General features: G+C 71.4%; 22 protein-coding genes. 14 read left to right on the forward strand and 8 right to left on the reverse strand.

Features of this window, described 5'->3' with window-relative positions; genetic code table 11:
- Positions 1–165: 165 nt before the first annotated feature.
- On the reverse strand, positions 166–1,305 hold the full coding sequence (locus tag ACZ6TI_RS45965; protein ID WP_465351628.1) for a hypothetical protein: 1,140 nt from the start codon (positions 1,303–1,305) through the stop codon (positions 166–168).
- Entirely contained in the window at positions 1,302–1,751 is a 450-nt protein-coding gene (locus ACZ6TI_RS45970; protein WP_465351629.1) for a VOC family protein, read from the reverse strand. The genes ACZ6TI_RS45965 and ACZ6TI_RS45970 overlap by 4 nt, the downstream gene beginning before the upstream one ends.
- 200 nt (positions 1,752–1,951) lie before the next feature.
- Here ACZ6TI_RS45970 and ACZ6TI_RS45975 point away from each other — a divergent pair, with 200 nt between their 5' ends.
- The gene (locus ACZ6TI_RS45975; protein ID WP_465351630.1) at positions 1,952–2,716 is read left to right on the forward strand and encodes an LLM class flavin-dependent oxidoreductase; all 765 of its coding nucleotides are present in this window, start codon (positions 1,952–1,954) and stop codon (positions 2,714–2,716) included.
- A gap of 8 nt (positions 2,717–2,724) precedes the next feature.
- On the opposite strand, the gene ACZ6TI_RS45980 is transcribed toward ACZ6TI_RS45975, so the two are convergent.
- Positions 2,725–3,498 carry a PGAP1-like alpha/beta domain-containing protein gene (locus ACZ6TI_RS45980; RefSeq protein ID WP_465351631.1) on the reverse strand — a complete coding sequence of 258 codons (774 nt, stop codon included), beginning with the start codon at positions 3,496–3,498 and terminating at the stop codon, positions 2,725–2,727.
- A 127-nt stretch (positions 3,499–3,625) separates the two neighbouring features.
- On the opposite strand from ACZ6TI_RS45980, the gene ACZ6TI_RS45985 reads away from it, so the two are divergent.
- Both ACZ6TI_RS45985 and ACZ6TI_RS45990 read left to right on the forward strand, forming a co-directional pair.
- Positions 3,626–4,057, forward strand: a complete 432-nt coding sequence (locus ACZ6TI_RS45985; protein WP_465351632.1) for an S-adenosylmethionine decarboxylase — start codon at positions 3,626–3,628, stop codon at positions 4,055–4,057.
- A 2-nt stretch (positions 4,058–4,059) separates the two neighbouring features.
- The gene (locus ACZ6TI_RS45990) at positions 4,060–4,863 is read left to right on the forward strand and encodes a hypothetical protein (RefSeq protein WP_465351633.1); all 804 of its coding nucleotides are present in this window, start codon (positions 4,060–4,062) and stop codon (positions 4,861–4,863) included.
- Here the strand turns inward: ACZ6TI_RS45990 and ACZ6TI_RS45995 are convergent.
- Positions 4,860–5,879 carry a LacI family DNA-binding transcriptional regulator gene (locus ACZ6TI_RS45995; protein WP_465351634.1) on the reverse strand — a complete coding sequence of 340 codons (1,020 nt, stop codon included), beginning with the start codon at positions 5,877–5,879 and terminating at the stop codon, positions 4,860–4,862. The genes ACZ6TI_RS45990 and ACZ6TI_RS45995 overlap by 4 nt on opposite strands.
- A 122-nt stretch (positions 5,880–6,001) precedes the next feature.
- On the opposite strand from ACZ6TI_RS45995, the gene ACZ6TI_RS46000 reads away from it, so the two are divergent.
- The 5 genes from ACZ6TI_RS46000 to ACZ6TI_RS46020 all read left to right on the forward strand — a co-directional run bounded on the left by ACZ6TI_RS46000 (position 6,002) and on the right by ACZ6TI_RS46020 (position 11,116).
- Positions 6,002–7,105, forward strand: coding sequence for a Gfo/Idh/MocA family protein (locus ACZ6TI_RS46000; protein WP_465351715.1), 1,104 nt, complete (start codon positions 6,002–6,004; stop codon positions 7,103–7,105).
- Complete coding sequence (locus tag ACZ6TI_RS46005) at positions 7,102–8,253, forward strand: dihydrodipicolinate synthase family protein (protein WP_465351635.1); 1,152 nt, start codon at positions 7,102–7,104, stop codon at positions 8,251–8,253. The genes ACZ6TI_RS46000 and ACZ6TI_RS46005 overlap by 4 nt, the downstream gene beginning before the upstream one ends.
- The gene (locus ACZ6TI_RS46010; protein ID WP_465351636.1) at positions 8,250–9,053 is read left to right on the forward strand and encodes a sugar phosphate isomerase/epimerase family protein; all 804 of its coding nucleotides are present in this window, start codon (positions 8,250–8,252) and stop codon (positions 9,051–9,053) included. Before ACZ6TI_RS46005 ends, ACZ6TI_RS46010 begins: the two co-directional genes overlap by 4 nt.
- A gap of 439 nt (positions 9,054–9,492) precedes the next feature.
- Entirely contained in the window at positions 9,493–10,116 is a 624-nt protein-coding gene (locus tag ACZ6TI_RS46015) for an RNA polymerase sigma factor (protein WP_465351637.1), read from the forward strand.
- Position 10,117: 1 nt separating this feature from the next.
- Entirely contained in the window at positions 10,118–11,116 is a 999-nt protein-coding gene (locus ACZ6TI_RS46020; protein ID WP_465351638.1) for a CU044_5270 family protein, read from the forward strand.
- A gap of 62 nt (positions 11,117–11,178) precedes the next feature.
- Here the strand turns inward: ACZ6TI_RS46020 and ACZ6TI_RS46025 are convergent, their stop codons facing one another.
- The 4 genes from ACZ6TI_RS46025 to ACZ6TI_RS46040 all read right to left on the reverse strand — a co-directional run bounded on the left by ACZ6TI_RS46025 (position 11,179) and on the right by ACZ6TI_RS46040 (position 14,580).
- A complete protein-coding gene (locus ACZ6TI_RS46025; protein ID WP_465351639.1) occupies positions 11,179–12,243 on the reverse strand; it encodes an amidoligase family protein in 1,065 nt (354 codons plus the stop codon).
- A complete protein-coding gene (locus ACZ6TI_RS46030) occupies positions 12,240–12,917 on the reverse strand; it encodes a hypothetical protein (protein WP_465351640.1) in 678 nt (225 codons plus the stop codon). Before ACZ6TI_RS46030 ends, ACZ6TI_RS46025 begins: the two co-directional genes overlap by 4 nt.
- Positions 12,914–13,432 carry a SigE family RNA polymerase sigma factor gene (locus tag ACZ6TI_RS46035; RefSeq protein WP_465351641.1) on the reverse strand — a complete coding sequence of 173 codons (519 nt, stop codon included), beginning with the start codon at positions 13,430–13,432 and terminating at the stop codon, positions 12,914–12,916. The genes ACZ6TI_RS46030 and ACZ6TI_RS46035 overlap by 4 nt, the downstream gene beginning before the upstream one ends.
- Positions 13,433–13,551: 119 nt before the next feature.
- The gene (locus ACZ6TI_RS46040) at positions 13,552–14,580 is read right to left on the reverse strand and encodes a LacI family DNA-binding transcriptional regulator (protein ID WP_465351642.1); all 1,029 of its coding nucleotides are present in this window, start codon (positions 14,578–14,580) and stop codon (positions 13,552–13,554) included.
- 117 nt (positions 14,581–14,697) lie between these two features.
- Here ACZ6TI_RS46040 and ACZ6TI_RS46045 point away from each other — a divergent pair, with 117 nt between their 5' ends.
- The 6 genes from ACZ6TI_RS46045 (at position 14,698) to ACZ6TI_RS46070 (ending at position 20,446) form a co-directional block, all read left to right on the forward strand.
- Entirely contained in the window at positions 14,698–15,924 is a 1,227-nt protein-coding gene (locus tag ACZ6TI_RS46045; RefSeq protein ID WP_465351643.1) for an amino acid ABC transporter substrate-binding protein, read from the forward strand.
- Between the two features lie 3 nt (positions 15,925–15,927).
- Positions 15,928–16,812 (forward strand): branched-chain amino acid ABC transporter permease, encoded by an 885-nt coding sequence (locus tag ACZ6TI_RS46050; RefSeq protein WP_465351644.1) that lies wholly within the window; start codon positions 15,928–15,930, stop codon positions 16,810–16,812.
- Positions 16,796–17,902 (forward strand): branched-chain amino acid ABC transporter permease, encoded by a 1,107-nt coding sequence (locus ACZ6TI_RS46055; protein ID WP_465351645.1) that lies wholly within the window; start codon positions 16,796–16,798, stop codon positions 17,900–17,902. Before ACZ6TI_RS46050 ends, ACZ6TI_RS46055 begins: the two co-directional genes overlap by 17 nt.
- A 134-nt stretch (positions 17,903–18,036) precedes the next feature.
- Complete coding sequence (locus tag ACZ6TI_RS46060; protein ID WP_465351646.1) at positions 18,037–18,768, forward strand: ABC transporter ATP-binding protein; 732 nt, start codon at positions 18,037–18,039, stop codon at positions 18,766–18,768.
- Positions 18,761–19,516, forward strand: coding sequence for an ABC transporter ATP-binding protein (locus ACZ6TI_RS46065; protein ID WP_465351647.1), 756 nt, complete (start codon positions 18,761–18,763; stop codon positions 19,514–19,516). The genes ACZ6TI_RS46060 and ACZ6TI_RS46065 overlap by 8 nt, the downstream gene beginning before the upstream one ends.
- Before the next feature lie 12 nt (positions 19,517–19,528).
- Positions 19,529–20,446, forward strand: a complete 918-nt coding sequence (locus ACZ6TI_RS46070) for a LamG-like jellyroll fold domain-containing protein (protein WP_465351648.1) — start codon at positions 19,529–19,531, stop codon at positions 20,444–20,446.
- The last annotated feature ends 1 nt before the right edge of the window (position 20,447 follow it).

A 20,447-nucleotide genomic window follows, 5' to 3' on the forward strand; every position in this document is an offset into this window, starting at 1 on the left:
GAGTGTGGCTGGCATCGGGCGCGGGGCGCCCGAATACCGGTGTTGTATTCGGGTGCCCCGCGGCCGCTGCCAGCCACACTCTGGACCGCGCCGCAGCCCTGGCTGATCCAAGAGACAGACCCTCATCATCGCCGGTTCGAGCAGCGGCAGACTCCGCTGCCGTATTTACCGGCCGGCCTCCTCGGTGATCAGCAGTTCGAGGATGCCGAGGGCGTGGTGCTCGGTGGCGGCGTGCGGGCTGTCGCGGTGGGTGGCCAGGTCCGGGTGCCACGAGCGGATCTCGGCCAGCACGACGGCGGTTCCGGTCCGGTCGTCGGCGGCCATGACCTCCATCAGAGCCAACGTCGCCGCGCGGTCGGTGCCGGCGCAGGCCTGGCGCAGTTGGGCGATCGCGGGCCGGAGTCCGGTGCCGGCTTCGGGGCAGGCGGCGGTCAGGGCGGCCAGCAGGAAGCGCTCGGCCTCCGAGGCTCGGCTCCAGCGGCTCGTCAGGGCTGGAAGGGCGTTCGCGACCGCGTGGCGGGCGGCGACCGCCTCGGGCGCTTCCACCGCGGGCCGGCCCAGGGCGTGGTCGGTGTCGGCTAGGGCGGCCAGGTCGCGCCGGCCGACCGTGGCGATGAGATAGAGGTCCAGCAGCACCCAGGAGCGATATCGATCGCCCAGCCGGTCGTCGCCGGCCAGCGCCACGAAGTCGGCGGTCGCGGCGGCCGTGTGCGGATAGCAGGTGCCCTGATGCATGGCCCCGTCGAACAGCAGATCCAGCATGAATCCGGGATCGGCCCAGTCGTCCGCGCCGATCACACTGCCGATCCCCGCGTCGGTGGCGAGGCGCTCGGCGATGGCGAGCATCTCGGCGCGTTCGTCGGCCGGTGGGCGGCCGGACAGAGCCGGTGCCCGTGGCGGGCGTGGCCGATCCGCGGGTGCGGATCTGCTGAGGGTCGCTCGGCGGGCGGCGGCCTCCTGCTCGGTGAGCTCGTGCACCAGGCCGACGCGGGTGAACCCGCGGAGCACCGTCTCCGGGTGTCCACCGCCCGGACCGCCCGCGACGCCGCCGTGTGCCCGGGCGATCTCGTCGGTCGCCTCGGTCTCGGTCCGCCGGAGCTCCTCCGCGCCCTGGCCCGGGTCGAGGCACACGCTGAACACGTTCCACCAGCCGGTGAACTCGGGCCGGTCGAACCGGAAGTGATCGACGATGCGCACCGCCACCAGCCGGTGCCCCCGCGCGGCGAGCAGGTCGGCCACAGCGCGGGCGGCGTCTTCGGTGGGCAGCGTCAGCGTGAACTTCAGGGCATAGGGCGGATCGGTCACTGGACGCAGAACTCGTTGCCCTCGGGGTCGGCCAGCACGACGTGGTGGGATCCCGGTTCCTTGACCTCGGCGATCACGGTGGCGCCGAGCTCGCGCAGCCGGGCGACGGTCGCGTCCCGGTCGTCCGGTCCGGCGTGCAGATCCAGGTGCACCCGGTTCTTGCCGGTCTTCGGCTCGGGCACCTGCTGGAACAGGATCCGCCGTCCCAGGCCCGTTCCGGTGCCCTCCTGCACCGGGTCGTCCGGATGCCGGACGGCCTGCAGCGTCCGGAACGCGGCCCGCCCAGCCACGTCCACGACCGCTTCCCGCGGCAGCGCGCCCGCATCGAGCAGCCGCTCGATCAGCGCGCTGTTGTCCTCCACCTGATAACCGAGCGCCCCGGCCCAGAAGACGGCCTGCGCCTGCGGGTCCGCACAGTCGACGACGACTTTCCAATCCAGAGTCATGCCCTCAGCATGCCGGTCTCCCGCCCGATCCGCAGGCAGCGACGCGGCGATGTCCGCAGCAGCGAAGACGCGCGGTGCGAGGGCATGGACGTGCGCGGGTCCGGTCGCGACGATGGGCCGATGCGCATCACGGTGGGAGACGTCGCGCTGTACTTCGACGTGGACGGGCCGGGCGACCTGCTCCAGAGGACGGCCAGGCGATGAGGTTCAGCATCACGCTGGGTGCGGCCGGGGAGCGGACGCCCGCGGCGCTGGCCCGCCTCGCCGCCCGAGCCGAGGAGTCGGGTTGGGACGCGATGTTCCTCGAGGACTATGTGGACTACCAGGGCACCGGCCTGCCCACCTGGGACGTCTGGGTGTGCCTGTCCGCGATGGCCGCCGCGACCGACCGGATCCGCCTGGGCCCGACGGTCACCCCGCTGCCCCGCCGCCGAATCTGGGAGCTGGCCGCCCAGGCGACGTCGGTCGACCACCTGTCCGGCGGCCGCCTGATCCTGGGCGTCGGCGCGGGTGACACCGCCGACCCGGGCCTGGCCGCCGCCGGCATCGAGGCCGAACCGGCGGCCCTGGCGCGCTCGCTGGACCAGGGCCTGGACACCCTGACCGCCCTTTGGTCGGGCGCGGAAGCCGGACCACTGCGGCTGGCCGCGACACCGGTGCAGACACCCCGGATCCCGATCTGGGTCGGCGGCGACCTGCGCCGCCAAGGCGTCCGCCGCCGCCTCACCCGATGGGACGGCGCCTGCGTCTACCGCGAGCGCCCGCTGGACCCCGACGACATCCACGACATAGCCGACCTGGTCCGCACCGTCCGCGGCACCGTGGCGGGCTTCGACATCAAGGCGAGCGGCAACCCGCACCTGATCGACGACTTCGCCGCCGCGGGCGCCACCTGGTGGGGCCGCTGGATCCCGCCGGGCGACGTCCCCTCCGCCGAGGCGGCGATCAGCTCCGGCCCACGCTGAAGCGGCGGTCAGGCCGGGCAGGTGGTGGGGGTGGTCAGCGGGGCGGTGCTCAGCGCGGTCAGGACCAGGGCGGTGACCGCCGGGTCGGTGGGCAGGGCGCTGTGCGAGACCTGGGCGGACGGGCAGATGCTCTGCAGCGGCAGGTTGATCGCGCCGTCCAGGCGGGCGGAGTCGGGGGGCTGGACCGTCTCGTCGTTCTGGGTCCAGATGCTCAGCCAGGGGAGGTTGTCGGGCAGGCCCTCGTCGTCCAGGTCGTCCAGCAGGTCGTTGCCGGGGACCAGCTGGCGGCAGGCCGGTGGGCACTGGCCGGGCGCCAGGGCCGCGCCGACGCCGGCGATCTGGGCGCCGTGCAGCGGGGAACCCAGCGTGACGATGCGCCGGGCGACCGTCGCACCGTCGTGGCGGTCCACCCAGAGGCGGGTGACCACGCCGCCGGCGGAGTAACCGATCACGTCGACCGAGGGCGCGCCCGCGTCGATCTCGGCGCGCACCGCCTCGTCCAGGGTGTCGGACTGTTTGAGCAGGTCGCCCGTGCCGCCGTCGGGGAGCGTCACCACCTTGGCGGTGCGGCCCTCGGTGGTCAGCACCTGAGCCAGGCGGGTCAGCGCGACCTGGCTGCCGCCGTACCCGGGAACCAGCAGGACCGAACCGGGAGTCGCCTGATCGGGCCTGGCCCCGCTGTCGGTCGCGCGGCCGAGGAAGGCGGTCACGCCGACCGCCAGCAGCACCACCAGGACCAGCGCGCCGGCGCCGAGGAACAGGAGCCGGCGGCGAGGGGACATGCCCCCATGATGCCCCGGCCAGGACCCGGGGTGCGGCGGCAACCAAGCCGCACCCCAATGGCAACCCGGACGAGTTGACGCTGCGTGATCGTCGACCGCACCATAAACACAGTCCGATATTCCCGAAATGACCGAGGACGACGACATGACGACCCCCACGCCTGCCGCCGCCACCACCTTCCGCGATCAGCGTGCATCACCCGCTGTGACCACCGGCTACCGCGACCTGGCGCCCACCATCCTGCGTCAGCGGATGGTCGTCGAGGGCTACCCGACCTTCGTGATCACCGACGAGCACATCAAGGACTACCTGCGGAGGCTCTCCGAGGTGACCGAGATGATCACGATCATCGACCCGGTCACGCACGTCAGCGAGATGTACGGCTTGGCCGGCTGGATCCACTGGGAGACGTCCGGCGCGCACTTCTACTCGTGGGAGCGCCCGGTCGAGTTCTTCAGCGTCGACATCTACACCTGCAAGGCCTTCGACCCGAGCGCCGTGCTGGCCTTCACCGAGGACTACTTCCGCACCACCGCGATCGTGGCCAAGGAGTTCTGAACGTGCCGACCCGCTACGACCTGGACGAGCTGACCGCCCGCCGGATCATCGCCGGCACGCTCGCCGCGCATCCCGGCGCCGGCCGCTACGCCTGCTTCGTGACCGGTCCCGACGAACCCCTGGCCGACGTGGCCCGGGCGGTCGAGCGGGAGGTCTTCGAGGCCACCTTCGCCAACGACGCCGCGGTGATGGCGGCCGAATACGGCCCCTACGAGAGGCAGAGCCTGTTCTTCGTGGTGCTCGACCGCAGACACGGGGTGCCGGCCGGCGCCGCCCGGGTGATCGAGGACGACGGCCCGCGGGTGAAGACGCTCGAGGACGCGCCGGAGCACATCGGATACAGCCTGGACGAGATCGTCGACGCGCACGGCATGCGGTCCGGGAAGGTGTGGGACTACGCGACGGTCGCGGTGCGGCCGGCGTACCGGAATCTGGCCGTCAGCTCGTTGTTGCACCGGACCTTTGTGGTGGCGGGCAGGCGCGCCCGCGCCGTGCACGCGGTCGCCATGCTGGACCGGGTCGCCTGGCGCAACATCCGGCTGCTCGGCGTGCCGGTGCGGCCGCTGGCCGGATCGGAGCCCTTCGCCTATCTGGGCTCGGCCGAGAACCGCGCGATCTACATCGAGTTCGACGCGATCCCGTCGGCCGTCGCGCGCCAGGCCGAGGCTCTGCGCAAGCGCCGGCCGATCGTCGGGGAGCTGCCCGGGGGCGGCTGGCGCCGCCTGCTGATCCGCCGACTCGCCGCGCGCGTGTCGACCGACGTCGCAACCGGCCGCGGCCTGGACGAACACATCGTGTTCGTCTAGGCGGGAAGTGCGGCCGTGCTGCCGCGCAGGACCAGCGAGGCGGACGCGTGCTCGACCAGCGGTTCGCCGCCGCCGGGGGAGCGCAGCGCCAGCGACATCGCCCGCACGCCGATCTCCTCCAGCGGCAACCGCACCGTGCTCAGCGGCGGCGTCACGTCCACCGAGATCGGCATGTCGTCGAAGCCGATGAGGCTGACCTGCCCGGGCACGTCGATGCCGCGCTCGCGGAAGAACGCCAGCGCGCCCACCGCCATCGAGTCGTTCAGGGCGGCGATCGCGGTCAGGCCCGGGTCTCGCGACAGCAACGCGGCCGCGGCCGTGAATCCGCCGTTGCGGTCGAAGCCGGCGTATTCGATGTGCCGCGCGGTCAGCCGCCGCCCGTGATCGCGGGCCGCCCGCCGCAGCCCGGCCAGCCGGTCGGTGGTCGTGGTGAGGTGTTTCGGCCCGGCGATCACCGCGAGCTGGGTGTGCCCGAGCCGGTAGAGCGCGTCGCCGGCCAGCCAGCCGCCGTGCTCGTTCTCCGGCACGATCGCGTCGCCGGCGTGCTCGTGCCGCCCGATCACCGCGACCCGGCCGCCGGTGTCCTCGAAGAGCCGCAGCTTCTTGTCCAGCCGCGCGGTGATCGGCGCGTCGTGGTAGCCCGACCCGGCCAGCACGATCGCCGCGGTCTGGTGGGCGTGCAGCAGGTCGACATAGGCCAGCTCGCGCTCGGGATCGCGGTAGCTGTTGCAGATGATCACCAGGCGGCCGTGCTCGGTGGCCACCCGCTGCAGCCCGCGGGTGATCTCCGCGAAATAGGGGTCGGATACGTCGTGCACGATCACGCCGACCGCGGTCCGGTCGGCCCGGGCGAGCTGCTGAGCATTGGCATTGGGCACGAACTGGAGCTCGGCGACCGCCGCCAGGACACGCTCGCGCAGCGCCTCGGCCACCGGCTTGGGGCTGTTGTTGATGATGCGGGACACGGTCGCGGTCGAGACGCCGGCCCGCCGCGCGACGTCCGCGAGAGTCGCCACCGGAGCAGGATAGCGCTTGCCGCAGCCGCCTGCGCGCCGGTAGCCTCCAGGAAAGCGCTTACCTCGGGAGGTTCGCCGTGCGGAGACCGATCGGCATCGTCGTCAACGGCGTGACCGGCCGGATGGGCTACCGCCAGCATCTGGTCCGGTCCCTGCTGGCCATCCGCCAGCAGGGCGGCGTGCCGCTGCGCGATGGCTCGGTGGCCTGGCCCGAGCTGGTGCTCGTCGGCCGCAACGAAGCGAAGCTCCGCGACGTCGCCGGCCGGCACGGCCTGACCGACGTCACCACCGACCTCGGCGCGGCGCTGGCCCGCGACGACGTGTCGATCTATTTCGACGCGCAGGTCACCAGCGAGCGGGAGAAGGCGATCGGGCTCGCCATCGGCCGGGGCAAGCACATCTACACCGAGAAGCCGACGTCGACCACGCTGAGCGGCGCGATCGAGCTGGCCCGGGCCGCCGACGCGGCCGGCGTGAAGCACGGCGTGGTGCAGGACAAGCTGTTCCTGCCCGGCCTGCGCAAGCTCCGCCGGCTGGTCGAGGGCGGCTTCTTCGGCCGCATCCTGTCGATCCGCGGCGAGTTCGGCTACTGGGTCTTCGAGGGCGACTGGCAGGCCGCGCAGCGCCCGAGCTGGAACTACCGCTCGGCGGACGGCGGCGGCATCGTGGTCGACATGTTCCCGCACTGGCACTACGTGCTGGAGCAGATCTTCGCCCCGGTGCGGGCGGTCACCGCACACGTCACCACGCACATCCCCGAGCGCTGGGACGAGCACGGCGAGGGATATGCGGCCACCGCCGACGACGCGGCCTACGGCATCTTCGAGCTGGACGGCGGCGTCGTCGCGCAGATCAACTCGTCCTGGGCCACCCGGGTGCACCGCGACGAGCTGGTCGAATTCCAGGTGGACGGCACCGAGGGCAGCGCGGTCGCGGGCCTGCGCGGCTGCCGCGTGCAGCATCGCGCGACCACGCCCAAGCCGGTGTGGAACCCCGATCTGCCGGTCACCGAGTCCTTCCGCGACCAGTGGCAGCAGGTGCCGGACAACGAGGAGTTCGACAACGGGTTCAAGGAGCAGTGGGAGATGTTCCTGCGGCACGTCGCGGAGGACGCCCCGTACACCTGGGATCTGTGGGCCGGCGCGCGCGGCGTGCAACTCGCCGAGCTGGGCCTGCAGTCGGCCCGCGAGGGCCGCCGCATCGAGGTGCCGGAGCTGGGCGCGTGACCGCCGAGATCCGCCTCCCGGACGGCCCGTTCACCCTGTCCGGCGCGGGCGCCGAGTGGTCCGATCCAGGACCGAAATTCCAAACCCGAGTGGGGTACGCGGCAGCGCACGTCGTCGCGGATCCAACAGCTGAGAACGTCCCGGGCCACCCCGCGGTGATCGACTGGGACGCGACGCTCGCCTTCCGCCGCCACCTCTGGGCGCACGGCTTCGGCGTGGCCGAGGCGATGGACACCGCCCAGCGCGGCATGGGCCTGGACTACCCGGCGGCCCGCGAGCTGATCCGCCGCTCGGCCGCCGAGGCCCGGTCCGCCGGCGGCGCGATCGCGGCCGGGGTCGCCACCGACCAGCTCCCGCCGGGACCGGCCGCGCTCGACGACATCCGCAAGGCCTATGCCGAGCAGCTCGCCGACGTCCGCGAGGCCGGCGCCGACCCGGTGCTGATGTGCAGCCGCCATCTCGCCGCCGCGGCGAACGGCCCGGATGACTACCTCGACGTGTACGGCCGGCTGATCGACGACGCCGGCGCCCCGGTGATCCTGCACTGGCTCGGCCCGGCGTTCGACCCGCTGCTGTCCGGCTACTGGGGTTCCGACGACCCCGCCCGCGCCGCCGACACCGTGATCGAGCTGATCGCCGCGCATCCCGGCAAGGTGGACGGCATCAAGCTGTCCCTGCTGGACTTCGACTTCGAGGTCGAGCTGCGCCGCCGCCTCCCGGCCGGGGTGCGGATGTATACCGGCGACGACTTCAACTACCCGGCGCTGATCCGTGGCGACGAGCAGGGCCACTCCGACGCGCTGCTGGGGGTGTTCGCCGCGATCGCCCCGCCCGCCGCCGCGGCTCTGCGTGCGCTCGACGAAGGCGACCTGGTCGCGTACCGGAAGATCTTCGATCCGACCGTGCCCTTCGCCCGCCACCTGTTCCGCGCGCCCACCTGGTTCTACAAGACCGGCATCGTGTTCCTCTCCTGGCTGACCGGCCGGCAGAGCCACTTCACGATGGTCGCCGGCGCGCAGAGCGGGCGCTCGCCCGCGCATCTGGCCGAGCTGATCCGGCTGGCCGACGCCGCCGGGCTGCTGCCCGACGCCGACCTGGCCGCGCACCGGGCCCGGGCGTTCTTCGCGACCGCGGGGGTGGACCAGTGAGGCGTTTCGCGCTCAACCAGGCGACCACCAAATACTGGCCGCTGCCGGAGCTGGCCGGGGGCTGCGTCGCGGCCGGCGTGACCCAGGTCGGGCTCTGGCGCGAGGACATCCAGGCGTTCGGGGTGGCGAAGTCCGGCGACCTGATGCGCGACCACGGGCTGACCGTCACGTCGCTGTGCCGCAGCGGCTTCTTCCAGGAGGACGGCTGGTTCGACGAGAACCGCCGGGCGATCGACGAGGCGGCCACCATCGGTGCGCCGGTGCTGCTGCTGGTCTCCGGCGGGCTGCCGGCCGGCGGCCGGGACATCGACGGCGCTCGCGCGCACGTCGGCCAGGCGATCGGCGAGCTGGTGCCGCACGCCCGCGCCGCCGGGGTCAGGCTCGCGATCGAGGCCCTCCACCCGATGTACGCGTCGGACCGCTGCGTGGTCTCGACGCTGGCCCAGGCGCTGGACCTGTGCGCACCGCACCCGGCGGACGTGGTCGGCGTGGCCCTGGACACCTATCACCTGTGGTGGGACGACACCGTCTGGGCGCAGATCGAGCGGGCCGGCCGCGAGCAGCGCATCGCCTGCTTCCAGGTGGCCGACTGGGTGACCCCGCTGCCGGCCGGCGTGCTGCTCGGCCGCGGCCTGCCCGGCACCGGATGCGTGGAGATGCGCCGGTTCCGCGAGGCGGTGGACGCCACCGGGTTCACCGGACCGATCGAGGTCGAGGTGTTCGACGAGAAGCTCTGGGCCCGCCCCGGCGCCGAGATCCTGGCGGACGCCATGGCCGGAGTCCGCGACCACGTCCTCTAGCTGGGCTGTAACGGTCACGGCACTTCGACTACGCGACAGACCTGCTCCAGGCGCAGAGCGCGATCCGGCTCGCCTCGACCGTGGTTCCCGCCGCCGGCCCGCCCGGGCGTGCACATCTGACCGGCCCGATCATCGGCGTGCTCGCGCTGCCGGTGACCATCGTGCTGAGCCGTGGCGGTCATTTCCGCCCGTTGGCGGAGCTTGGAGCGACTGAGCTGGGTTGGCCTCTCCCGCTCAGGAAACCTCGCCCGAGACCGGCCGACCGGCGCACCCTTCCCAACTCCGCGCAGAACTCCCGCAGCGCCGGCCGTGCCGCGCCCTGCCGTGCACGTTTGGCAGAAGCAACGCCGGCCTCCATCAATTGACGAGCGAGAATGACCGAACTCGACAAGCCGGCGTGGCAAGAGAAGGGCAGAAGAACCGAGTTGGAGGGATCGATGTGCTGTCCCGAATATCCCGCACTGGAACACCCCGCGCCGACGCGGACGCCGAGCTGCGACCGGCCCTGCCCGAGCCGGACCGGGAGACCGATGCGGCGCTGATCGCCCGGTCGCAGGCCGACCCCGAACAGTTCGGGGCGATCTACGACCGGCACGCCGCCGAGATGCATCGGTACCTTGCCCGGCGGATCGGAACGACCGTCGCGGACGACCTGACCGCCGAGACCTTCCTCGTAGCGTTCCGGCGGCGGCAGAGCTACGACCCGGCGGCCGAGCGTGCGCAACCTTGGCTGTACGGCATCGCTACCAACCTGCTGCGCCGGCACGCCCGGAAAGAGCGGGCTCAGTATCGCGTCTGGGCCCGCACCGGGGTGGATCCGCAAGTCACCGAAAACCACGCTGATGCCGTCACGGCGTCCGTCAGTGCGGCTGCCACCCTGCGAAAGGTCAGCGCCGCGCTGGCCCGGCTCACCGCCCGCGAACGCGACGTCTTGCTGCTCATCGTGTACGGCGACCTGACATATGAGGAGGCCGCGGCGGCACTTGACGTGCCGATCGGAACCGTGCGATCCCGCCTGAACAGGGCCCGGCAGAAACTTCGCGAGAGCATCGAGGAGAAGTGAAATGAGCGAACTCACCGAACTCACCAAGGTCCGATCCGACGTGTCCCCGATTTCAGCGCACGCACGCGCCCATGGCCGGGCACGACTCGACGCGGCCATGTCGCCGGCATCCGCACCCCGGCTGGGGCAGAGACGACGCGTGGTCGTCGTCGGCCTTGCCTGCGGCGTGGCACTCACGGCCGGCGTGACCGGCGCGGTCGTGATCGGGCCGCCCGACAGCCAACAGCCGGCCGCAGCTGCGGTGCTGGAGAAGGCCGCGGCCGCGCTGGAGGCCGATCCGGATCCGGTCCCACGTGCGGACCAGTACATCTTCCAGGAAATCCGCCAGAAAACAACGGAGCTCGGGCCCGACTTCCACATCTGGTCCTGGACCTCCGCGGACGGCAGCCGGCCGGGCCGGTTCCGGTCCGTGGACGAGTCGCCCGGTTGTCAGGCGAGGGCGTCCGGCGCGGTTGTGAGGCCCAGTCCGCCTGCGGGATCGAATCCCCGCATCGCGACCTATGGTCCCGACAGTGGTCGCGACCGGTGCGAAAGGGATGACAGTATTCCGGTCTACGAACCAGAAGACGGCCTGGGATCCGCACCGTACGCGGTGCTGGCCGCACTTCCAACGAACCCGCAGGCGTTGCTCGACGTGCTGATCGCCGACCCGGCGACGCGGATGTCCCCCAGCCCTGACCTGCTGGGCCCGAAGGTCACGAAGGATCTGATGGTCTGGAGTCTGATCCGGTCGCTCGCTGAGCAGATGCCCAGCGCTCAGCGAGCGGCGTTGTATCGGGCCGCCGCAAAGCTGCCGGGAGTCACGGTCTATCCGCACATCAAAGACGCGGCGGGCCGGGACGGAGTCGGCGTCGGCATGGACGACCCGCGGCTCGGCCGAGTCGTGCTCGTCTTCGACCGCGAGAGCCACCGCAACCTCGGCGAGGTCGTACTCGACCGCGGCCAGGTGACGTTCAGCCGCGCGCTACTGCGCACCGCGGTGGTCGATCAGGTCGGATGACGAGGGTCGGATGATCAATGGCGGCGGGCTTGGGGGACAAGCCCGCCGCCGGTTCAATCTCCCTAGTTGCTGCGGGCCAGCGTTCCGGCGGCCTCGTGCAGCAGCGCGGTCACCGCGTCGGCCGGATCGGACGGCGGCGCCGGGATCGGCTCGTGCTCCAGGCAGCGGTCGAGCAGCAGCTCCACCAGCGCGGCCCGGTTCATGATGTCCTCGGTCGCGATCGCGCCCGGCAGGATGCGGATCTCGATGGTGTCCCGGATCGGCGTCTCGGCGAAGAGCTGGCTCAGGTTGACGTCGAAGAACTTGGTCAGCCCGCCCGCTTCGGCCGCGGCGCTCAGCTCCTCGAACGTCGGCGTGCCCGCGGTGACGTCGACCAGCGGCTCGGGCAGCGGAGCGAGGCGGCGGCAGGCCGGGTTGGTCTGCAGCGCCGCGCGCAGCGGCTCGCGCCAGTGCGCGAAGAGCCGGACCACGTTCGCCAGCGCGTGTGGCTGCCGGAACGGCCCGCCGTCCAGGTGCATGTGCACGGCCGCCTCGTTCGGCACGGTGAAGCCCAGTTCGCGGGCCGGGCCGAGCAGTTCCTCGAGGGCGGCGCGATGATCGCCGGCCAGTGGCGGCGTGACGATCTCGCAGGGTCGCTCCCGCTCCCCGCCCTGCGGCGCGGCGAGCGCGATGGTGGCGCCGACGACGTCGATCAGCTCGACGATCGGGCCGTGCCGGCGCACGTCGACCCCCCACAGGCGGGCGGCGTCGTCGAGCACGTGGGGGAGGGTGGCGGCCGGGTCGCACTGCCGGGCGAGCAGCCGCAGCAGGCGGCGGTCGTCGGTCAGCACCCGGAACCAGCCCGGTGGGGGCGGGACCCGGGGATCCAGCCCGTCGGTGAGGGTGACGTCGTCGACCAGGGTGCAGTGCAGTGCGCCGTCCGGCCGGCGCACCTCGAAACCCTGGGTCAGATGCAGGAACCGCCCCAGGCCCGGGACCAGGGACGGCTCGCTGTCTTGATGCCACACCGACCGGACCGTGCCGCCACAGCGAGCGGCCAGGTCCAGGGCGAGTCCGTGCCGGCTGAGGCCCGCGGGCGCCATCAGCTCGACCTCGAACCCGGTGCGCCGGTGCAGCGTGGGGGTCACGGCTTGAACGGCAGTTTCTGACCGGCCAGCAGCTTCTTGCCGCCCAGGATCTTGGCGTCGGACGGGTCGTCCAGCTTCCAGATCTCGGCCAGCTTCTCCGCGTCCTTCCAGTCGTAACCGGCCGCGAAGTACGCGTCCAGCTGCTGCATCGCCTTCGGGTCCGGCTCCTCGTAGGCCGGCTCCTCATATGGCAGCGGCTTGTAGGGCAGCTTCTTGCCGTCCAGCAGCATCTTGCCGGCCTTGGCCTTCACGAAGCCGATGTCGTCCTTCGACTTCCACAGCTTCTGCAGCCGGACCGCGTCGTCGTAGTGGTAACCGGCACCGAAGTACGCGTCCCACTGCTTCTGCAGCTCCTGCTCGGCCGGCGTCAGGGCGGGCGGCTCCTCGGCCGTCTTCTTGTCCGGCAGCGCGGGAGTGCTGGCCGACGGCGCCGGGGCGCCCGGCATCACCGAGTCCACGCCGTTCGACGTGGGTCCGGGCAGCATCTGCGGGATCTGGATGGCGCCGGCGATCAGGCCGGCGCCGAGCACCGCCCCACCCGCCGCCTGGGCACCCCACCGGCGCAGCTTGTAGCCCTTGGCCAGGTGCTGGACCTGGGCGTAGACCTCGGCCGGATCCGGCGTCTCTTGCTCATGCCGCGCGAATGCCTCGCGCAGCAGGTCACGTTCACTCACGACTTCTCCTCGGCGTGCATCATCTCGGGTCGCTCCGACGTGAGCCGGAGGGTCTTCAACGCCCTCGAGGCGTTGCTGCGCACCGTCGCCGGTGAACAATGCAGCAGGTCGGCGATCTGGTCGTCGTCCAGCTGCTCGTAGTAGCGCAACACCAGCACCGCCCGCTGCTTGCGGCCCAGGGTGGCCAGCCGGTTCCACAGCTCGTCGGCGTCGACGACGGACTGGGCGTGGTCACGCACCCCGCCCCGGGCGTCGTCGAGGTCGACCAGCCGTTCACCGACAGCGTGCACGTTGCGCGCCGACCAGCTCCGCCGCCACGACAGGTACTCGTTGAGCACCATCCGGCGCACGTACGCCTCCGGCGCGTCGGCTTCCTCGATCTTTCGCCACTTCACCTGCGCTCGGGCCAGCACCTCCTGTACGACATCCTGTGCCAGGTCGCGATTGCCGGTGAGGACGATCGCGTACCGAAGCAGACTTTGCAGACGGGCCATCGCGAACTGCTCGAAGGTCACGCCACCTATGACACATCCCGGGCCCGTGCTGTGCACTCGTCCTCCGGACTTTTTTACAAGAACGCCCCGGCCGGAGGCTCCCGGCCGGGGCGTCGCGTCAAAACCGCAGGTCAGCGGAGTCAGGAAGGCCGGCCGGTGGAGTCACGGACGACCAGGTAGTGGCCGGTGGACCGGCGCCGGGGCCGGGCCGCGCGCGGCTTGAGCGCCAGCTCGAGCGCCATCCGGCCCATGTCGGTCATCGGCAGCCGCACCGTGGTCAGCGCCGGGGCCAGGTCGGCGGCCACCGACACGTCGTCGAAGCCGACCACGGACATCCGGCCGGGCACCGAGATCCGCTGCTCGCGCAGCACGGACAGCACGCCCATCGCCATCGCGTCGTTGAGCGCGATGATCGCGGTGGTCTCCGGGTGGTCGCGCAGGATGCGCTCGGCCGCCGCCCGGCCGCCGGCCCGGATGAAGTCGGTGTGCACCACCGGCAGGTCGTCCAGCGACATCCCGTGCCCGCGCAGCGCGGCCGCCACCCCGGCCAGCCGGTCGGTGACGGTGGTCAGCGCGCCGGTGCCGGCCACCACCGCGATGCGCCGGTGCCCGAGGCCCAGCAGGTGCTCGCCGAGCGCCTGGCCGCCGGCCTCGTTGTCGGGCAGCACCGCGTCCACGCCCAGCGAGTGCCGGCCGATCACGGTGACCCGGCCGCCGGACCGCTGGAACTCGCCCAGCTCCGCCTTGGCTTCGGCCTCCACCTGCTGGTCGCTGTATCCGGATCCGGCCACGATGATGATGCCCACCCGCTGGGCGATGAGGTGCCGGATCTGGCGCAGCTCGTGCTCGGGGTCGCGGCCGGAGTGGCAGATCTGCACCAGCAGGCTCTGCTCGTCGGCGAGCTGGATCACGCCGCCCGCGATCTCGGAGAAGTACGGGTCGTCCACCTGATGCACCACCAGGCCCACGGTGGAGCTGGCGCCGCCGGCCAGGGTGCGGGCGAACGGGTTGGCGACATAGCCGAGCTCGCGGGACACCTGACGGACCCGGTCCGCCACCTCCTCGCTCACGCCGTCCCGCCCGGCCAGCGCGCGGGACGCGGTGGCCAGTGAGACGCCGGCACGCTCGGCGACGTCGACGAGCCGCAACCTGGGGCCGGGCTTGGGCATCGTTTTACTCCCCGGAAACATCGGCTACCGGCTATTGCCAGTGATGCAGGGCACAGCATAGGGTACGTAAGCGCTTTCGTAAGCGCTTTCGTACTCGGTGCAGAAGGGTGTCCGAGGATGCCGAACCTTTTCCAGCGCTCACGAGGAGCACTCGTCCTCGGCGCGACCGCGATAATTCTGCTCGGCGCGTGTTCCGGCAACGACGAGGGTGGCGGCGAGACGACCTCCGACCCGATCGTGGTCGGCATCTCGCTGCCGCTGACCGGTGATTTCTCCGAACCCGGCAAGGGTGTCCAGCAGGGATACCAGGCCTGGGCGAAGATCGTGAACGACAAGGGCGGGCTGCTCGGCCGCCAGGTCGAGCTCAAGATCCTGGACGACCAGTCCAACGCCGACCGGGTGGTTGCCGACTATGAGCAACTGATCGGCAAGGACCAGGTCGACCTGGTCGTCGGCCCGTTCTCCACCCGCCTGGTGGTGCCCGCCGCCCGCGTGGCGGAGGAGTACGACATGTTGTTCGTCGAGCCGGCCGGCGCCGCCAAGCAGGTCTTCGAGCAGGGCTTCAAGAACCTGTTCTACGCGGCTCCGGCGGTCGCCAACGATCACTACAACTACCTGGCCGAGCACATCCTGGCGATGCCCGCCGACCAGCGGCCCAAGACGGTCGCGGTGGCCTCGATGGACGACCCGTTCGCCCAGGGCACCGCCTATGGGCTGCGGGACAAGCTGAAGGCCGGTGGGCTGAGCATCGTGGTGGACGAGGTCTACCCGCCGAACACCACCGACTTCAGCAGCATCGCGGCGAAGATCGCGGCGTCCAAGGCGGACGTCCTGATCGGCGGCTCGCAATACCAGGACGGCGTCAACCTGATCGTGGCCCTGCAGCAGCTGAAATATCAGCCCAAGCTGGCCGCGTTCTCCACCGCGCCAACGGAGCCGGAGTTCGCCAAGGCGATCGGCGACAAGACCGAGGGCGTGCTCTCGCCGACCGGTTACACGGCGGATGCGCCCTACCCGAGCAACAAGGAGTTCGTCGAGAAGTACACCGCGCAGTTCGGGGCGGCGCCGGGGGAGGACCAGGCCAACGCGTACACCACCGGGCAGGTGGTGGAGGCTGCGGTGAAGGCGGCCGGATGCGCCGAGCAGGGCGGCTGCCAGCAGAAGCTGATCGACTACGTCCGCGGCAACAAGATCGAGACGGTGGTCGGCCCGCTCAGCTGGGACGCGACCGGCAAGCCGCTGGGCGCCCACATGATCCAGCAGTGGGTCGGCGGGCAGATCAAGATCGTGCTGCCGGCGGACACCAAGGAAGCGGAGTTCATCTATCCGAAGCCGGCCTGGTAACCGATGAACGGTGCGTTGCTGTTCCAGAGCCTCGTGCTCGGTCTGCTGCTGGGTGGGCTCTACGCCCTCCTGGCGGCGGGCCTGACCCTCTACTTCGGCATCATGCGGGTGGTGATGATCGCCCACTCGGCGTTCCTCATCCTGGCCGCCTACCTGGCCTGGTGGTCGCACACCCGGCTGGGCGTGGACCCGCTGCTGTCGATGATCGTGACGGTGCCGCTGTTCTTCGGCGCCGGGGTGCTGCTGCAGCGCGGGCTGCTCGCCCGGCTGCGGCCGGTGACGCTGACCATGATGTCGGTGCTGCTGACCTTCGCCATCGCGGTGCTCATCGAGGGTGTGCTGGGCTACCTGTTCAGCGGCACCCAGCGGCGCATCCAGCTGGGTTACGGCACCGCCAGCTTCGGTCTCTTCGGCGCCCGGATCGCGGTGGTCAAGCTGATCGCGTTCGGCCTGGCCGTGGTCGCCCTGGCCGCGCTCTATCTGCTGATGAAGCGCACCCAGTTCGGCTGGGCCCTGCGGGCCACCATCCAGCACCAGGACGCGGCCCGGCTGGTCGGCATCGACACCGAGAAGGTGGCCGGCTACGGCTTCGGCCTCGGCCTGGCCACCGCGGCGGTCGGCGGCACCGCGCTGGCGCTGGACACCACCATCTATCCGTCGCTGCACTGGCACTGGATCGGGCCGCTGATGGCGATCATCGTGGTCGGCGGCCTGGGCAGTGTGCCCGGCGCCGCGGCGGCCGCGGTGATCCTCGGCCTGGCCCAGAGTCTGCTGCAGATCCCGATGGGCACCACCTGGGCGCAGACCATCTTCTACCTGGCGCTCTTCGCCACGCTGGCCTTCCGGCCGCAGGGATTCTTCGGAGGCCGCCTTGCCCAGCGCTTCTAGAACGCCCGGCGTTTCCGAATCACCCGGCGTTTCCCGATCACCCGGCGCCGGACGGCTCAGCGCTTCCCGGATCGCCGGGCTGGGCGGCGTCGTCGTGCTCGCGGCCGCGCTGCTCACCTTCCCGTCGCTGGCGCCGAACCCCTACATCCTGAGCGCCGGCATCGTCGTGCTCAACTACGCGGTCCTGGCGACGAGCTGGAACTTCGTCGGCGGCTTCACCGGCTACATCTCGCTCGGCCACGGCGCGCTGGCCGGCCTCGGCGGCTACGCCACCGGCCTGCTGGTCACCAAGGCCGGACTGGAGAGCTTTCTCGCGCTCTTCGTCGCGGCCGCGCTGGTCGGGGCGGTCGCGGTGCCGATCGGCATGGCCGCCCTCCGGGTACGCGGCGCGTCCTTCGTGATCGTGTCCATCGCGCTCGTGCTGATCCTGCTCCTGGTGTTCCAGAGCTGGGCCTCGTTCACCGGCGGATCGCGGGGCCTGGTCATCCCGCGGCCGTTCCCCGACCTGTCCCGGCCCGAGCACCATCGCGTCTTCTGGTTCCTCTACTCCGGGCTGCTGGCGCTGGCGCTGCTCGCCTGGTGGCTGATCGACCGGTCCCGCTTCGGGCTGGGCCTCAAGGCGATCCGGGAGGACGAGGACAAGGCGGAGGTTCTGGGCACGCCGACCTTCGCGTACAAGTTGATCGTCTTCGTGGTCTCGGCGGTCTTCACCGCCCTCTGCGGCGGGCTCTATGCGCTGTGGTTCGGCGACCTCGACCCGGTGTTCCAGTTCTCCATCCTGACCGGGTCCTACATGGTGCTGATGGCGCTGCTCGGCGGGGTGCGCAACCTGTTCGGGCCGGTGGTCGGCGCGGTCGTGGTGGGCGTGGCGCTGGAATATTTCAAGATCGAATTCGGTGACACCCAGCTGCACCTGGTCGCCACCGGGCTGCTGCTGGGGCTGGTCGTGATGTTCATGCCGGACGGCGTGCTGCCCGCGGCGGGCGCCTTGTGGCGGCGGTTCCGGCCGAGCGACGAGACGTCGATCCGCGAGTTCACCGCCGAGCAACTGGCCGAGCAACGCCTAGAGGCGGCAGGGGAGCGGCGATGACCGACAGCCCGAAGACCCCGGGCCCCGCGACCCCGGGTTCCGCGACCCCGGGTCCCGCGACGCCGGGTTCCGCGACGCCGGGTTCTGCGACGCCGGGTTCTGCGACCGGGAGGCCGGCCGCGCAGGGTTCGGCGGTGCGGAGTCTGGAGACTCGGGAGTTGCGGAAGGCGTTCGGCGGGGTGACGGCTCTCGACGGGGCCACGGTGACCTTCCGGCACGGGCAGGTCAATGCGCTGATCGGCCCGAACGGCTCCGGCAAGACGACCTACTTCAACTGCGTCACCGGGCTGATCCGGCCGGACAGCGGGGTGACCAGCTATCGCGGGCAGGAGATCACCGGCAAGGCGCCGCACGCCATCGCCCGCGCCGGGATCGGCCGCACCTTCCAGCTGTGCCGCGTCTTCCCGCGGATGTCGGCGCTCGACAACGTGCTGGCCGCCGTACGCCCAGGAGGTTTTCCGAAGGCGCTGCGGGGCGCGCGGCACCGCGCCGAGGTGGACCGTGCTCGCGGCTGGCTCACCCGGCTCGGCATCGAGCATCTGTCCGAGGTGGAGGCCCGCAACATGTCCTGGGGCCAGCAGAAGCTGCTCGAACTGGCCGGCGTGCTGATGGCCGAGCCGGACACCATCCTGCTGGACGAGCCGGCCGGCGGCGTGAACCCGGCGCTGCTCGACCGGATCGGCGCCCTGGTCCGCGATCTGAACGCCGAGGGACGCACCTTCGTCATCGTCGAGCACAACATGGACCTGGTGATGAGCATCAGCGACCACATCGTGGTGTTCGACCGCGGCCGCCCGATCGCCGAGGGGCCGCCCTCGATGATCCGCACCGACGAGCGCGTGCTGGGGGCTTATCTTGGTGTCTAAGGCGGCTGACCTCTTCACCCTCGAGGACGTGCAAGCCGGTTACGGCCGGGCCGCTCCCGTGCTCCGCGGCTTCAGCGTCAGCGTGCCGGCCGGATCGATCGTCTGCCTGGTCGGTCCGAACGGCGCCGGCAAGTCCACCGTGCTCAAGGTGGCCAGCGGGCTGCTCAAGCCGCGGTCCGGCAAGATCCTGGTGGGCGGCCGCGACGTCACCGGCCTGGGCCCGCAGCACATGCTCGCCGAGGGCGTCGCCCTGGTGCTCCAGGGGCACAGCGTCTTCCGCGAGATGACCGTCGAGGAGAACGTGCGCCTCGGCGCGTACACGATCAAGGACAAGGCGAAGATCGCCGAGCGGGTGGCGTTCGTCAAGGAGGTCTTCCCGGTGGTCGCCGACCGCTGGGGCGCGCTGGCCGGCCTGCTCTCCGGCGGCCAGCAGAAACAGGTCGAGTTCGCGCGGTCGCTGATGGTCGACCCCAAGGTGGTGCTCCTCGACGAGCCCTCCATGGGACTGGACCCGAAGGCCACCAGCACGGTCTTCGACCAGGTCGTGCGGATGCGCGACGCCGGCACGGCGGTGCTGCTCGTGGAGCAGAACGCCCGGCGCGCGCTGGAGACCGCCGACATCGGGTGCGTGCTCGACCTCGGGCGCGTGCACATCTCCGGGCCGGCCGCCCAACTCCTCGCCGACCCTCAGCTCGGAGAGCTCTACCTCGGCGGTCGTCCCGCCGCTCCCTCCGCCACTGACACCTGAGAGGTGTTTTCCATGAAGCGAGCCCGATGGATACTCGCGGCCACCACCGCAGCGGTCCTCGTGGCGACACCGGTCAGCGCGGGCGACACCGGCCCGCATGACGTGCATCCGTCGCTGCGCGGTGATCTCATCGCGTTCTACGACTTCGACCACCCGATGCCCGGCGACCCGGCGCTCGAGGCCGATCAGGGCCGGTCCGGCACGGAGATCGAGCTGATCAACGGCGGTGCGGCGCAACGCGTCGCGGACCGCGCCTACCCGGGTGGCCGGCGGGTGCTGCAGACCGGGCAGATCAGTCCCGGCGTGCCGGGTGGCACCGACGACTGGAAGGCCGGCATCTGGTCGGCCAGCGGGGTGCGCACGCTGCGGGCGTACAACGCCACCGCGGGCGCGACCACGATGGGCTGGTTCAAGCGGTCGATGGACGGCCCGGCGGCCGGCTTCAACGCGATCGGGCTGGCCGGCGTGCTCACCGGCGACTCCGACGGCCACGCGGTGCGCGCGCTGCTCGAGCTGATCGACGTCAACGGCACGCTGCGCCTGGTCGCGCTCGGCCGGCGGCTCGACGGCGGCAACTCGCAGACCTTCGCGGCGAACGAGGACTGGCGCACGCTGCTGCCCAAGGACGAGTGGGTGCACCTGACCGCCACGTTCGACTTCGGCGCCGGCACTATGGCGCTCTATGTGAACGGCCGGCCGGTCGACGGCTTCTACACCCGCAACGACGACCCGTGGCTGGTCAGCGGCCCGGGCGAACACGTCACCACGGCCACCGATCCGCGTGGCATCAAGATCGGCGGCAGCTTCCCCTGGCAGGGCTCGGCGGACCGCAATCCGTGTGACTGCCGGATGGACGCGCTCATGTTCCTCGACCGCTCGCTGTCCTCGCGTGAGGTCGCGAACCAGTACCGCTTCATGACCCGGGGGTAAT

The organism is Actinoplanes sp. NPDC051388, assembly GCF_055586225.1.

Bases quoted from the DNA above. Each gene is read 5' to 3' on its own strand.
- ACZ6TI_RS45970 (WP_465351629.1), bottom strand. From the start codon at position 1,751: ATGACTCTGGATTGGAAAGTCGTCGTCGACTGTGCGGACCCGCAGGCG.
- ACZ6TI_RS45975 (WP_465351630.1), top strand. From the start codon at position 1,952: ATGAGGTTCAGCATCACGCTGGGTGCGGCCGGGGAGCGGACGCCCGCG.
- ACZ6TI_RS45980 (WP_465351631.1), bottom strand. From the start codon at position 3,498: ATGTCCCCTCGCCGCCGGCTCCTGTTCCTCGGCGCCGGCGCGCTGGTC.
- ACZ6TI_RS45985 (WP_465351632.1), top strand. From the start codon at position 3,626: ATGACCGAGGACGACGACATGACGACCCCCACGCCTGCCGCCGCCACC.
- ACZ6TI_RS46000 (WP_465351715.1), top strand. From the start codon at position 6,002: ATGGGCTACCGCCAGCATCTGGTCCGGTCCCTGCTGGCCATCCGCCAG.
- ACZ6TI_RS46020 (WP_465351638.1), top strand. From the start codon at position 10,118: ATGAGCGAACTCACCGAACTCACCAAGGTCCGATCCGACGTGTCCCCG.
- ACZ6TI_RS46040 (WP_465351642.1), bottom strand. From the start codon at position 14,580: ATGCCCAAGCCCGGCCCCAGGTTGCGGCTCGTCGACGTCGCCGAGCGT.
- ACZ6TI_RS46045 (WP_465351643.1), top strand. From the start codon at position 14,698: ATGCCGAACCTTTTCCAGCGCTCACGAGGAGCACTCGTCCTCGGCGCG.
- ACZ6TI_RS46050 (WP_465351644.1), top strand. From the start codon at position 15,928: ATGAACGGTGCGTTGCTGTTCCAGAGCCTCGTGCTCGGTCTGCTGCTG.
- ACZ6TI_RS46070 (WP_465351648.1), top strand. From the start codon at position 19,529: ATGAAGCGAGCCCGATGGATACTCGCGGCCACCACCGCAGCGGTCCTC.